The organism is Mycobacterium dioxanotrophicus (genome assembly GCF_002157835.1).
In the GTDB taxonomy this organism is placed as follows: Bacteria; Actinomycetota; Actinomycetes; order Mycobacteriales; family Mycobacteriaceae; genus Mycobacterium; species Mycobacterium dioxanotrophicus.
In genome coordinates this window covers 4,502,222-4,515,180 of the sequence record NZ_CP020809.1, presented here as the reverse complement: position 1 = coordinate 4,515,180, position 12,959 = coordinate 4,502,222, and the positions used below count along the sequence as shown (strand labels likewise).

General features: G+C 68.6%; 12 protein-coding genes. 3 read left to right on the top strand and 9 right to left on the bottom strand.

The genetic code is table 11. From position 1 onward, the window contains the following. Nucleotides 1–42: 42 nt before the first annotated feature. The 5 genes from BTO20_RS21955 to BTO20_RS21935 form a co-directional block, all read right to left on the bottom strand. Nucleotides 43–1,101, bottom strand: coding sequence for an alpha/beta hydrolase family protein (locus BTO20_RS21955; protein WP_087078254.1), 1,059 nt, complete (start codon nt 1,099–1,101; stop codon nt 43–45). A gap of 91 nt (nt 1,102–1,192) precedes the next feature. After that, a complete protein-coding gene (locus BTO20_RS21950; protein ID WP_087078253.1) occupies nt 1,193–1,966 on the bottom strand; it encodes a glucose 1-dehydrogenase in 774 nt (257 codons plus the stop codon). Further along, nucleotides 1,966–2,763, bottom strand: coding sequence for an SDR family NAD(P)-dependent oxidoreductase (locus BTO20_RS21945; RefSeq protein WP_087078252.1), 798 nt, complete (start codon nt 2,761–2,763; stop codon nt 1,966–1,968). The genes BTO20_RS21950 and BTO20_RS21945 overlap by 1 nt, the downstream gene beginning before the upstream one ends. A gap of 38 nt (nt 2,764–2,801) precedes the next feature. After that, nucleotides 2,802–3,758, bottom strand: coding sequence for an alpha/beta hydrolase (locus BTO20_RS21940; RefSeq protein WP_087078251.1), 957 nt, complete (start codon nt 3,756–3,758; stop codon nt 2,802–2,804). Beyond that, nucleotides 3,755–5,401: an AMP-binding protein gene (locus BTO20_RS21935; protein WP_087078250.1), complete on the bottom strand. Its 1,647-nt coding sequence runs from the start codon at nt 5,399–5,401 to the stop codon at nt 3,755–3,757. Before BTO20_RS21935 ends, BTO20_RS21940 begins: the two co-directional genes overlap by 4 nt. Before the next feature lie 148 nt (nt 5,402–5,549). On the opposite strand from BTO20_RS21935, the gene BTO20_RS21930 reads away from it, so the two are divergent. Continuing rightward, entirely contained in the window at nt 5,550–6,989 is a 1,440-nt protein-coding gene (locus tag BTO20_RS21930) for a wax ester/triacylglycerol synthase family O-acyltransferase (protein WP_087082476.1), read from the top strand. On the opposite strand, the gene BTO20_RS21925 is transcribed toward BTO20_RS21930, so the two are convergent. Further along, nucleotides 6,936–7,898: an acyl-CoA dehydrogenase family protein gene (locus tag BTO20_RS21925; RefSeq protein WP_157680308.1), complete on the bottom strand. Its 963-nt coding sequence runs from the start codon at nt 7,896–7,898 to the stop codon at nt 6,936–6,938. The genes BTO20_RS21930 and BTO20_RS21925 overlap by 54 nt on opposite strands. Before the next feature lie 83 nt (nt 7,899–7,981). Here BTO20_RS21925 and BTO20_RS21920 point away from each other — a divergent pair, with 83 nt between their 5' ends. Continuing rightward, on the top strand, nt 7,982–9,079 hold the full coding sequence (locus tag BTO20_RS21920) for an acyl-CoA dehydrogenase family protein (protein WP_087078249.1): 1,098 nt from the start codon (nt 7,982–7,984) through the stop codon (nt 9,077–9,079). A 3-nt stretch (nt 9,080–9,082) separates the two neighbouring features. Here the strand turns inward: BTO20_RS21920 and BTO20_RS21915 are convergent, their stop codons facing one another. Further along, nucleotides 9,083–9,898, bottom strand: coding sequence for an IclR family transcriptional regulator (locus tag BTO20_RS21915; protein WP_087078248.1), 816 nt, complete (start codon nt 9,896–9,898; stop codon nt 9,083–9,085). A gap of 271 nt (nt 9,899–10,169) precedes the next feature. On the opposite strand from BTO20_RS21915, the gene BTO20_RS21910 reads away from it, so the two are divergent. Next, complete coding sequence (locus BTO20_RS21910; protein WP_157680307.1) at nt 10,170–11,228, top strand: acyl-CoA dehydrogenase family protein; 1,059 nt, start codon at nt 10,170–10,172, stop codon at nt 11,226–11,228. Between the two features lie 23 nt (nt 11,229–11,251). Here BTO20_RS21910 and BTO20_RS21905 read toward each other — a convergent pair whose 3' ends face one another. Together BTO20_RS21905 and BTO20_RS21900 are read right to left on the bottom strand one after the other, a co-directional pair. Next, nucleotides 11,252–12,043, bottom strand: coding sequence for an SDR family NAD(P)-dependent oxidoreductase (locus BTO20_RS21905; protein WP_087078246.1), 792 nt, complete (start codon nt 12,041–12,043; stop codon nt 11,252–11,254). Between the two features lie 37 nt (nt 12,044–12,080). After that, nucleotides 12,081–12,857, bottom strand: coding sequence for an SDR family oxidoreductase (locus BTO20_RS21900; RefSeq protein WP_087078245.1), 777 nt, complete (start codon nt 12,855–12,857; stop codon nt 12,081–12,083). Nucleotides 12,858–12,959: the final 102 nt, after the last annotated feature.

The window sequence follows — 12,959 nt, the reverse complement described above, 5'->3', positions numbered from 1 at the left end:
CCCGCGCGGCGGGACACGGTCATCGCTGCGACGTGGCCGCCCTCAGGAGCGGCCGGGGCCCAGCGCGTCGCGCATCCGGGCGGCCAGCACACCCCGGGCCGCCCGGGACCACGTGAAGCCGACATGCCCGGCGTTGAACCACTGCACATGGCCGCCCCGCCACGCCTGCGCGAGGGCGCGGGACTGCTCGATCGGGATCAGCCGGTCGGCCCGGGCCGCGAAGAGAGACAGCCGCTCCGGTGCGATCACCGGCGGTAGCTCCAGCGGCGACGTGACTCGGAAGGTGTCCCTGGCCGCCGCACTCCCGATCACCTCCCGGTAGTCGCTCGGCGGTCCGTGATGCTGCAGCAGTCCCAATACGTCGGTGAACGGCAGAGCGGCCGCGACCGCGTCGAGTGGCTCGAGGCCGGCCAACAGGGTGGCCAGGAATCCGCCCAGGGAGACCCCGTAGACGCCCACCGGCGCGTCGGTGTTGCCGCGGATCCAGCTCACCAGTCGCCTGACATCCCACACCGATTGGGTGATGCCATGCAGCATCGCCGTGAGGTCCAGCGACAGCAACTCCCCGTCACTGGGCGCCCTGCGGGTTCCGTGCAGCGGCGAAACCGGAAGTGCCACATTGAAACCCAGCTTGGAGTGCAGATAGCTGGCCCACAGCACGGCCAGGTCGAAACGCGACGCGCCCATCCCGAAGCCGTGCAGGCAGATCACCCACGGGGCCCGGGACTCCTCGCGGCGCAACACGCGGACCGAGACGGTGTCGTTGCGGTCGTTCTCCGGCCACAGCGTCGCGCCCGGTTCGATGGCGCGGGGTCGAAATCCCGATGCAAACGTCATGGTCTCGTGTCCCCACGGGCGGGCGTGCGTGCGCCGGCTCCGCACCTCGGAATCGAGCAGCGGCGGGGGAGCGCGGTGATACGTCGCCGGCATCGCCAACCAGCCGCGCTCGGCGAAAAGCGTTGCCGCCGCGGCCATGTCCGCGGCTGTCCGTTCGGCCGCGGCGGTACTCGACCGTCGCGGCTGGCGGCGGCGCATCACGGCCAGCACTGCCTCGTCGAGCGCGATGTGGGGCGTGATGGTCGCGCGCTGCGTCAGGTTCACGCAGTCCGAGCGGGTGCCCGAGAACCTACCAGCGCCATTGCGGCTTGCCGACAACGGAACCTCCTTGTTTCGCAGTCGTTTCGCAGGTCGGTCAGCTGGAATGTGTTGGGGTGACGGGGATCCGGCCCGCGCTGGCGCCTCCGTCGACCGTGAGGTCGGCCCCGGTGATGTAGGACGACGCGTCGGACGCCAGGAATGCCACCACCTCGGCCACTTCCTCGGGCGTGCCGACCCGGGTCAGCGGTGCGCCGGGGTGCCCGCCCGGACCGCGTTCGACGTCGAGGTGCGCGATCATCGGGGTGTCTATCATGCCGGGGTAGACGGTGTTCACTCGAATTCCCAACGGTCCCAATTCGATTGCCGCCACCTTGGACATGCCGCGCAGGCCCCATTTGGACGCGCCGTAAGCGGTGTAGCCGGCCAGTCCCTGTACGCCGGCCTGCGATGAGATGTTGACGATGGACCCGCCGCCGGCTGCTTTCATCGGCTCCACGACGGCCTTGATCCCGAGAAACGCGCCGAGGAGGTTGACCCGGAACATCTGGTCGAACCCGTCGGCGGTCTGCTCGGTCAACGGCACCACCTTGCAGATGGCGGCGTTGTTCACCAGCACGTCGAGGCGGCCGAATTCGCTGACGGCGGTGTCCACGGCCGCGGCCCAGCCGCTTTCATCGGATACGTCATGGTGCAGGAACCGTGCCGAGTCACCGATGGCTGCCGCCACCTCCCGGCCTTTGTCCACCAGGACGTCGGTCAGCACCACCCGCGCACCCAGGTCGGCGAACAGGCGGGCTTCTGCTGCGCCCTGCCCTTGAGCCGCACCGGTGATGATCGCGACCTTCCCGGACAGGTCGACGCCCGGCATCAGTCCATGTCCTGGTCGATGCCGGTCAGCATGAGCTCGGAGACCCGGCGCGGGAACTCGGTGAACTTGGCCATGGCCACGATGTTGCGCGGCAGGATGACATGGCGACGGTTGCGTTCGATCGCGTCGGCGATGGCCTCGGAAACCGCTGCCGGGTCGAGCGATTCACGGGGAATCATCCGCCACCGGATGGACCGCTCGATGGTGCGCCGTGCCGGGCCGAATTCCCGGATGTTGTCGATCATGTCGGTCTTGACCTCGCCGATCTGCACGAGCGTGGTGCCCACCGGTTTGCCACGCAGTTCCATGCGAATCCCGGCGGTGAAGTGGCTCAGTCCGGCTTTCGACGTGCCGTACAGGGTCAGTCCGGGGCCCTGCGATATGGCGCCCATCGACGACACGTTGACGATGTGGCCACGGCCGCGCGAGACCATGCGCGGCAACACCTGACGGCAGATTTCCATCGGCGCCGCGAGGTTGATCTGCAGTAGGTCGCGTACCTGCTGGGGGCTGACCTGATGGAACCGGCCGACGTGGTCGACACCGGCGTTGTTGACCACGATGTCCACCGGACCGTCTGCTTCGACCCGGTCGACGAGACTTTCCACCGCCGCGGGATCACCCAGGTCGGTCGGGTAGGCCTTGCCACCCAGCTCCTGGGCCAGTGCCTCGAGGGCTGCGCCGTTCCGCGCGACCAGCGCGACCTCGGCGCCCCGGCGCGCCAGCACCTCGGCGATACTCTTGCCGAGTCCGCGGCTGGCGCCGGTGACCAGCACCCGCGCGTTTCGTAGTTCCATGGGTGTGCCTTTCACGATGTTCCGATGTGGGGTGATGTTCAGGGCTGGGTGCCCAGGGCATCGCGGACGACGGTGCAAACGTCGTCGGTGGCTTGTGCCGCGTCCGGCAGATGGTCGGCGAGATTGAAGAATCCGTGGAAGCCACGGTCGTACCGTCGGACGCTGACTTTCGCGCCGCCTGCGGCAAGCCTGCGCGCGTACTCCTCGCCCTCCTCGCACAGCGGGTCCAGTCCTCCGGTGAGCACATGGGCGTCCGGAAGTCCCGACAGGTCACCGAGAATCGGCGATACCTGTGCGCTGCTCCGGTTCCCGTCTACGCCGAGGTACTGCTCGGTGAACCACTGCATGTGCGCCGCGGTGAGCACACCGCTTTTGGTGTGCGGGCTCGCCAGTGACGACTTGCGGCGCTGGTCGACGACGGGATAGATGAGCACCTGGAATGCGATGGCCGGGGCGCCGCGGTCGCGGGCCGTCATCGCCATCACGGCGGCGAGGTTGCCGCCGGCGCTGTCACCGGCGAGCACCAGCCGGGCCGGATCACCACCGAGCTCGTCGACGTGGCTGCCCACCCACTCGGTGGCCGCCCACGCATCGTCGACGGCGGCCGGGAACGGATGCTCCGGAGCCAGCCGATAGTCGACCGAAACCACCACGGCGCCAATGCCATTGGACAGCCGGCGGCAGCAGGAGTCGTGTGAATCGAGGTCGCACAGCACGAATCCGCCGCCGTGGAAGTAGATCACCACGGGCAGGTGAGTGTCGCCGGCGCCCAGCGGTTGGTAGATGCGTACCGGTATCTCGCCCGCGGGGCCGGGTATCGTCCGGTTTTCGACCTTGCCGACCTCGACGGGTTTGGCGGGACGGCGGCTGGCCTTGAGCCGGGCGCGTACCTCGGCCGCCGCGGCGATGGGATCCATGCCGCCTTCGACGATCGGGGCGAAGGCGTCGCCCATGCGGCCCGCCACCTCGCGCTTCATGGTGTCGGAGTCACTCATTTGGCGCCTCCGGTCAGCTCGCCGCGCAGCACCTTGCCGGTCGCGTTGCGGGGCAGCCTGCTGAGGAATTCGACGTCGCGGGGCACCTTGTAGCGCGCCAGGTTTGCTTTCACGAACTCTTTGACACCCTCGGCGTCGAGGGTGGCTCCGTCGTTGAGCACCACGTAGGCGTTGAGCCGTTGGCCGAAATCGGCGTCGCTGACCCCGATCACCGCGACCTCGTCCACGTCGGGGTGGCCCGTGATCAGGTTCTCGACCTCCAGCGGGTAGACGTTCTCGCCGCCGCAGATCACCATGTCGTCGTCACGGCCGTCGACGTAGAGCCGACCGGTTTCGTCGAAATGGCCGACGTCACCGCTGCTTTGGAGGCCGCCGATGGACTGCTTGGTGCGGCCGTCGGTGTAGCCGCCGAAGCTCACGTCGCTGCCGGCGAAGATCCTGCCGATCACGCCCGGCTCGGTGATTTCGTTGTCAGCCGAATCGTAGAGCCGCACAGCGCAACCCACCGGGGGGCGGCCCGCGGTGCGCGGGTCGTGGCGCAGGTCCTCAGGCATGGCGACGGCCATCACCGCGAGCTCGGTCGAACCGTAGAGGTTGTAGAGCACAGGGCCGAATTCGGCGAGCGTGCGTTCGACCAGCGCGGGCGGCATGGCCGAACCCGACGCGAAGATGATCTTCAGTGACGACGTGTCGTAGCTGTCGCGAACCTCGTTGGGCAGCGCCAGGATTCGCTGCAGCATGGTCGGCACCACGACGAGTACGTCGCACCGGTAGGTCTGCACCGCGCGCAGCGTGGCTTCGGGATCGAACCTGCGGCGGAGTACCAGCCGGTTGCCGAGCGCCAGCGACAGCACCGCCTGGCCCAGCCCGGTGCCGTGGAACATCGGGGCGGCCAGCATGCAGGTCTGGTTCCGTCGGCGCGGCACGCGGTCGAGCAGTTGGGCGGAGAACAGTGGCGAGGTCTTGCCGCGCGGGGCGCCCTTGGGCGTACCGGTGGTGCCGCTGGTCAGCAGCGTCATGCCACCGGGCTTGGCGGGGGCGGCCACCGGCGCCGTCGACGTCGCCGCGATGAGGCCCTCGAGGGTGCCTTCGATGTCGGTGGTCGAACGGTCGTCGGTCCAGGCCAGGAATCGCCGCACGTCCGGATCGATCGCGCTGACCAGGTCGGTGAATTCCTCGTCGTAGACGAGCACGTTGACCTTCTCGCGGGCGGCGACATCGGCGAGCTGCGGTTTGGCGAAACCGGTGTTCATCAGCAGTAGTTGGGCGCCGACCTTGCCCGTGGCGGCCAGCACAGTGAGGAGCCCGCGGTGGTCGCGGCAGAGTGCGGCGATCACCGAGCCCTGCCCGATACCGCGCGAATTCCACGCTCGCGCCAGGGCATTGACCCGGCCGCCCAGTTGCGCGAACGTGATGTCGCCGATCTCGTCGGTGATCGCGATGGCGTCCGGGTTGCGTGCGGCGGCACTTTCGATGACGGCGGCGAAACCACCGAACTGACGAACGAGCCGGGCCTGCCTGATGCCGTCGGCGGCCCCTCCGGACAGTCCGGATTCGCGCAGTACCGCGATGCTGCGGGCGATGACCCGCATCCGGTGGATCCTGGCGGCAACGGCCTCGCTTCCTGGGATAGCTCGCTTCATGGCACGAAACCGTACGGCGCGTCACCGGGGCCGTGGATCGTCAAATCCCGCTGGCCGGGACACCTTGTCTCGTGGGACACAGAAATAGAGAAGAGTGATCACAGCCACATACGCCGCCGCGCCCGGCGGCCGAACAAGCGAGGTGAACATGCGCCGTTTGAAGGGTGAGGACAACAGCTTCCTGGCGTGGGAGAGCTCGGTGCAACCGCAGCACACCATCAAGGCGGTTGTGCTGGATCCTGCCCGGGTTTCCGAGCCGCTCAGCTTCGATCGGCTCAAGACTGTGGTCCAGGGTTGGGTGGACCGCGTCGAGCCCATGCAGTGGCAGTTGCTCTCGCCACGCGTCGGTGTCGGTCGCCCGTGGTGGGTGTCCCGGCCGCGGATCGACCTCGACCATCACGTCCAGCGGACCACCGCGCCGGCCCCCGGCGGTGACGAAGAGCTCGCAGCCACCATCGGGGACATCTTCGAGGTCGCGCTCGACCGCGACCGGCCAGCGTGGCAGCTGTGGTACGTCGACGGTCTGGCCGGCGGCCGGATCGCACTGGTGCTCAAGATTCATCATGCGGTGGCCGTTGGCAGCGCCTCGCTGCGCTTGCTGGAAATGCTCTACAGCACCGATCCCGAGACGCCGCTGCCGCAGCCGCGGAAGATTCCGCTGCCCGACGAGAAGCGCCCGGCCGCCGTGGTGTGGTGGCCGTGGGTGCTGCGGCACCAGATCGCCGCGCTCAGCCGGTTCCCGCGCATCGTCACGCGCACGGCCAAGGTCACGGGCGTGATCCGGCGGCGGCAGAAAGCCGGACAGCCCGGCTACGCCGAGGCGTTCACGGCGCCCGCAATGGCTTTCAACGAGCCGTTCTCGGCGCGCCGCCGGTTCGCCTACCGCTGTTGCGACGCGGCCGAGATCAAACGGGTCGCCAAGGCATTCGGAGTCACGGTCAACGATGTGTTCCTCACGCTGTGCGGGGGAGCGCTGCGCGGCTATCTGCAGGAGCACGACCAGCTCAGCGATGAGCCGCTGACCGCCGTGGTGCCGGTGTCGATGCGGCCGGCGGGCAGCGAAGCGCAGTGGGGCAATCAGGTCGCCCGGTGGAACGTCGACCTGGCGACGCACATCGCCGATCCCGTGGCACGGCTGCAGGCCGTGGCGGCGGCCACCCGCACCGCGCGTGAGGTCCAGGGCGAACGTGACGCCTGGCTGCAGCACGACTGGATGGAATATTGGCCGCTGTTCTGGTTGTATTCGCGGGTGCTGCCGATCCTGGGCGCTCGGATCAAACAGCGCCCGATGTTCAGCCTGATCGCCTCGAACATGCGCGGGCCGCAGCAGACTCTGTATCTCGGCGGCGCCCCCATCGAGCAGCTCATCTCGTCGGGCCCGGTGGTGTTCCCGATGGGTCTCAACTTCACCGGCTGGAGCTATCGGGATGACATGACGATCTGCGTCCTGACCTGCGGGGATCACGTCCCGGACCCATACGGTATCGCCGATCGGTTGCCAGGTGTCCTCGCCGAGCTGTCCGAGCGGGCAGGCTCAGCCGGTGCCGGGATCGTCGAGGATGCGGACCGCCAGGCGGTATCCGGCTGACACGTCCAGCCACAACCTGGTGACCGGGTCGGTGGCGTCCAGCGCGTGGCGGTTGCCGCTGGACAAGAGCCGGTCGGCGGCGTCGCGGGCCCGGGCGACGGCTTGCAGTTGGGCCCGGGCCGCCGGTGCGGCCTGGGCGTGCAGTGATGCATCGAGTTGCAACGTGGCGGCATCGATGGCAGAGGCGGTTTCGGCCACCGCCACCGCCGATGCCGTGCGCTCGGCGGTGTCCTCACTGCCGTACGAGGTGGCCAGCCGCTCGCGTACCTGGTCGACGTGGGCCTGCCAGATTCCGGAAGCGGCACCGAGCACCGCGGCCGCAACGGCGGCTCCGGTGACGATCCTTGGGGCGACGTCGAATTCGGCATCGGCACAGAGGTTTTCCTCGACACAGCGGTGCACGGAAGACGCGTCGACGACGGTATCGGCCACGGTCACGTCGCAGATGCCGGTGGTGCGTAGGCCGGCGATGTCGTTGCGCTGTGCCGGCTCGACCGCGTCGCGTGGGAGCAGCACCCAGTGGGCAGTGCCGTCGAGATCGGCGCGCAGCAGCAGCCAGTGTGCGAATGCCGCACCGGTGACCGTGTTCCACCGGCCGGTCAGCCGAAAGTTGGGGCCCTGCCGGATCAATCGCCCGTCGGCGCGCGTCGCCATGGTCACCAGAGCGGCCGTGTCGCGGCCCCACACCCGCTCTGCGACATCGCTGCCGACGGCAGCGACCTGGTTGGCGGCGGCGTTGAGGATGGCCGCGAGCCAACCTGCGGAGCCGTCGCGTCCGGCGAGTTCGGATATCGCCGAGACGAATTCGGACACCGGAACACCCCGACCGCCGTTTCTGGCCGGCTGCAGCAGTCGCGTGGTGGACGAATCGTCCAGCACGGCAATTGATTCACCGGGCGGCTGGGCCATATGACCTCCTGGGCGGGGCGACGAATGGTATCCACGATGGTGACACACTCCAGACACCGCGCAGGCGGGATAGGCGGTAGGCGATGACACAGAGCGTGCGCAGCGCGATCGGTCGATTGCTGCCGGTGATCGACGGGGCCGCGTCGGAGGTGGACCGCAGCGGTGCGGTCGACGCATCGGTGATCGCGCGTCTGCACGATGCCGGGTTTTTCGCCATGCTGCGGCCCAAGGCCTTCGGTGGGCTGGAAGCCGACCCGGTCGAGTATCTGTCGGTGGTGCGGGAACTGTCAGCGGCCTGCATGTCCACCGGGTGGGTGGCGGGCTGGCTCGGCGTGAACACCTGGCATCTGTCGCTGTTCGACGAGCAGGCCCAGAGCGACGTCTGGGGTGCCGACCCGAACACGCTGATCTGTGAGTCGTATGCCCCGACGGGCCGGCTCGAGCGGGCCGGGGACGGTTTCCGGCTGTCGGGCCGGTGGAGTCGATGTACCGGCATCGCGCACGCGGCGTGGTTGATGGCGGCGGCCGTCCTCGTCGGTGACGACGGGGCCGCCCAGGATTTCGTGGTGGCGCTGGTGCCTCATGAGGACTACACCGTCGAATCAAGCTGGAACAGTGTGGGTTTGCGGGGTATCGGCGCTCACGATGTCGTCGTGTCTGGGGCACTGGTGCCTCGCTACCGCACGTTCGGCTGGGTCAGCGGTGACCAGCGGGAGGTTCCGGGGCCGCTCTACCGATTGCCGCAGCCGACGATGTACATCCACACCGGAACGGTTCCGTTGATCGGTGCGGCCGACCGGGTGCTGGCAGCCCTGCGGCCGGATGTCTCCTCGCCGCTGGGTCCGGTCGCGATGGCGAGTTCCGATGTCGAGCTGTCGATGCGGCAGATCGACGGCAACATCGCCGCCCTGATGGACTGTGCCCGCGCCGACGCGGCCCCCGACACCGGGCTGGTGTTGCGCTCACGGCGCGACCAGGTGCTGGCTTCCGATCGGGCCTACGGCGCGATCCAGACGTTCATGCGGCACGCGACCGACCACGCCGCCGATGATGCTGTGGTGGAACGGATTTGGCGCGACGTACAGACCGCGCGCACCCACGTGGCGAGCAACGTCGAGCAGGTGCTCGCCCTTGTCGGGCGCTACTCGTTCGGCATGGAGGTCGATGACATCCTCTGGTGACTGTCAGACCCAGGCGTCGGAGGTGATCGTCCGCAGCACCCGGGACAGCAGGTTGTCGGTGGCCAGAGCTGGAGCGCCCGACGATGCCGGCTTGGCGCCCAGGTCGGCGCCAAGTTGCTGGGAGATGTGCCGCGCGGCGCGGATGACGAACGGGGCCGTGCGTTGCAACCGGTGCAACGGGACGGTTCCGCTCAGCGACAGGCCGGCCACCTCACCGTCGACCGAGCGCAACGGGGCCGCCACGCTTGTCAGGCCGATGGCGAGTTCTTCGTTGTCGTAGGCAAGACCGTGGCGCGACCGGATGCGGGCCAGCTCCCGGTGCAGGGTCGGTAGATCGCCGATGGTGGCCCGGGTGCACCGCACGAGCCGTTGCCCGACGATGGCGTCGACGTCTTCGGCGGGAAGTTGCGCCAGCATGGTCTTGCCCAGGGCGCTGGCGTGCGCGGGGGTGTGGCCGGCCACGCGGGTCGGTACGACGGCGCTGTTGCGGCCCGCGACCTTGTCGAGATAGACGACGTCGCCTCCGAAGAGCACCCCGAGGTGCACCACCAGCCCGGTGTCGGCGTGCAGCCGCGACAGGGTCGGTGAAGCCACGCCACGCAGTTGCGAGTGGTCGACCATCCTGGTCACCGGCAGGGGTGAGGCGGCCAGCGCGTAGCCGTCGCGGCGGTGCTGCAGCAGGCCGGCCTTGTGGAGCTGTTTGAGGATGCGGTGCACCGACGAGCGCGGCAGCTCGGTGCGGCCGGCGATCTGATCCAGCCGCAGGTGCTTGCCCGGTTCGTCGAACGTGTTCAGGATCAGCGCGACTCGATCCACCATGGACACCGCGTTGCTACCTTGGTGCTCCTCGCGTGCGCGGTTACTTGGGTGCTCCTCGCGTGCGCGGCTACTTTGGTCGGGCCGCGGCTTTGCCGGTTCACGGCTTGTGTAACTCGGCATCTGCGCCGTCCCTTCTGCGTGGACGTCGGATCCTCGGTCCACCACGATCCCATTCAGTGAGATTGCGGCGCAACCCCGCGATCACATCCCCCACGATGGTCGACAGCGCGCAATGCGGGCGACAAGGGAGTTGTGGATGCGTGGTGTTGACATGACCAGAGATGTTCTGGAAGGCATCGACGAACAGGCCGAGGTGTTGCGTGCCCTCGGACCGGTCAACGAGGCGCTGGGCCGGTTGGACGATCGTTGCGCCGACGCGTTGCGCCGTTGCGGGGTGATGCACCTGCTGCAGCCCGAGGAGTTCGGCGGCGTCGAAACGCACCCGGCGGATTTCGCGGACGCCGTCTACGAGATCGCCCGCCTGGACGGTTCGGCGGGCTGGGTCGCGGGATCGGTCGGCGTGCCCCCGTGGATCGTGGCCACCGCGGCCCGGCGCCCGCGCGACGAGGTGTGGGAAGCCGATCCGGGTAGCTGGATCGCATCGGCGTATTCCGCTGCGGGACTGTTGCTTCCGGTTGCCGCCGGCTACCGGCTGTCGGGTGAGTGGCAGTTCGTGGCGGGTGTCGATCATTGTGACTGGGTCATTCTGGGAGCCCGCGTGGTCGACACCGCCGACGCGTCGGGCGACACGTACGTCCTGGCGCCGACCGCCGATCTGTTGATCGTCGAGGATTCCTGGAATGGTGTCGGGTTGGCGGGTGCCGGCAGTAAGACGATCGCCGCCGACGACATCTTCGTGCCGGCATACCGGGTGCATCGCGGCGTCGCCGACGGGACCGCGGCCGCACAGGCCGGCCTGCGTAATCCCATCTACCACTTGCCGTTCGGGATGGTGGTGCCGCTGGGCATCACGGCCGCGGTGATCGGGATGGCCGATGGTGCGCTGGCACATCACGGCGCGGCGGGGGGATCCGACGATGCGGTCGTCGAGCAGGCGGCCGCGGAGATCAGGGCTTCGCGGCTGGCGCTGCTCGACACTGTCAGCGCGTCGTTCCATCTTGTCCTCGACGGGCCGATCGATGCCGGTGTGCGGGAGCGGGCACGGCGCGATCAGGTGGCCTCGGCGCGCCGTGCGGTGCGTGCGGTCGACGACATCGTGTCGCGGTCGAGCATCGACGCGCTGCGTCGCGACCACCCGCTGCAGAGGTTCTGGCGGGATGCCCATGTCGGGCTTGCCGGGGTGGTTGCCGCGTCGGGGCTGATGGGCTGAACGCCCCGACGCGCCCCGCCTGATCAGGCGTGGGTGCCACCGTCGATGCGGATCTCCGTGCCACTGATGAACACGCCGTCGTCGGAGACCAGCATCGCGATCACACCGGCGACCGCGCTGGGATCGCCCATGGCGGCGGTGCCCGAGGTCAACGTTGTCGGCACGATGGGCGACAGCTTGGCGAACAGTGACCAGTCTGCGTCGGAGGGGATGAAACCCGGTGTGGCGTCGGTGATTCCGGACTTGATGCTGCCGGGCGCGACGCTCACGGCGCGCAGCCCCTGCTTGCCGTACTCCAGTGCCAGAGAGTGTGTCATCGACTGGATTCCGCCCTTGCTCGCCGCATACGCCGCCATGTAGGGATGGGCAAACGCCGCCGAGGTGGAGCTGAAGTTGACGATCGCGCTGCGCGGGTTGGCCAGCAGCGCAGGCAGGGCTTCGCGGATCACCAGGAAGGTACCGGTCAGGTTGACCGCGATGATCTGGTTCCACGACGCCAGGCTCATCTCGTGGGTGTGCACGGCGCGCAGCATGCCCGCCGCATTGACCAGGGCGTCGAGGCCACCGAGCGCCTCGATTCCGGCCTTGACCCCCTCGACGACCGAGGTCTCGTCCCCGATGTCCATGGTCAGAGCCGTGAACCGGGAGTCGCTGCCGGCCTGCTGGGCGAGCTCGCCCGTCTGGACCAATCCGTCGGTGGAGATGTCGGCGCCGACAACGGTCGCGCCTTCGTCGAGCAGGCGCAGGACGGTGGCCTGCCCGATGCCCGATGCTGCGCCGGTCACGAGGATCCGGTGGTCTTCGAGTCGCTTCATGCTGGAGTGCTCCCGTCGTAGGTCCGGTCGGCGGATGTCATTGACCCATCACGTATTTCACGGTGGGGCCGGCGGTCCAGCCGCCGTCGACGGCGATCTCCGCGCCGGTGACGTAGGAGGCGGCGGGGGACAGCAGATAGGTGACGGCGCCGGCGATCTCGTCGGCCTCGCCGACGCGGCCCATCGGGGTGTTGGGGTAGTTGCCCTCACCATGCACGATGCCGACCTGTGCCGTCATCGGTGTGTAGGTCATGCCGGGATGCACCGAGTTGACCCGGATGCGGTCGCCGCCGAGTTCCACGGCGGCGATCTTGGTCAGGCCGCGCACCCCCCACTTCGAGGCGCCGTATCCGGCCGTCAGCGCCAGGCCCATCATTCCGGCTGCCGACGAGATGTTGACGATCGAACCGCCCCCTGCGGCGCGCATGGGGGCGATGACCGCTTGCAGGCCGTTGAAGACGCCGACGAGGTTGACCTCGAGCACGGTGCGGAAGTGGTCGAGCGGTTCGTGCTCGATGAACTGCCCGGTGGAGATGCCCGCGTTGTTCACCAGACCGGTAAGGGTGCCGAACTCGGCAAGGGTGAGTTGAACCGCCGACTTCCATTGCACCGGATCGGTCACGTCGAGGTGGACATAGCGCGCGCTGGGCCCGAGGTCGGCCGCCAGTTGGCCACCCTCGTCGTCCAACACGTCGGCGATGACGACCTTGCCGCCACCGGCGACGATGTGTCGCGCGAACGACGCGCCGAGCCCCCGTGCCCCGCCGGTGACGATGGCCACCACGCTCGACAAGCCATGTGAATCCGCCTGCATCCCAGCAACTTCCTTTCAGCGTCGACTGGACAGAGACCTCGGCCGGGTCTGCCCACGCCTTGACGCAATCACATCGCGGGAGGTCGCGCGGGGTTTAGTCCT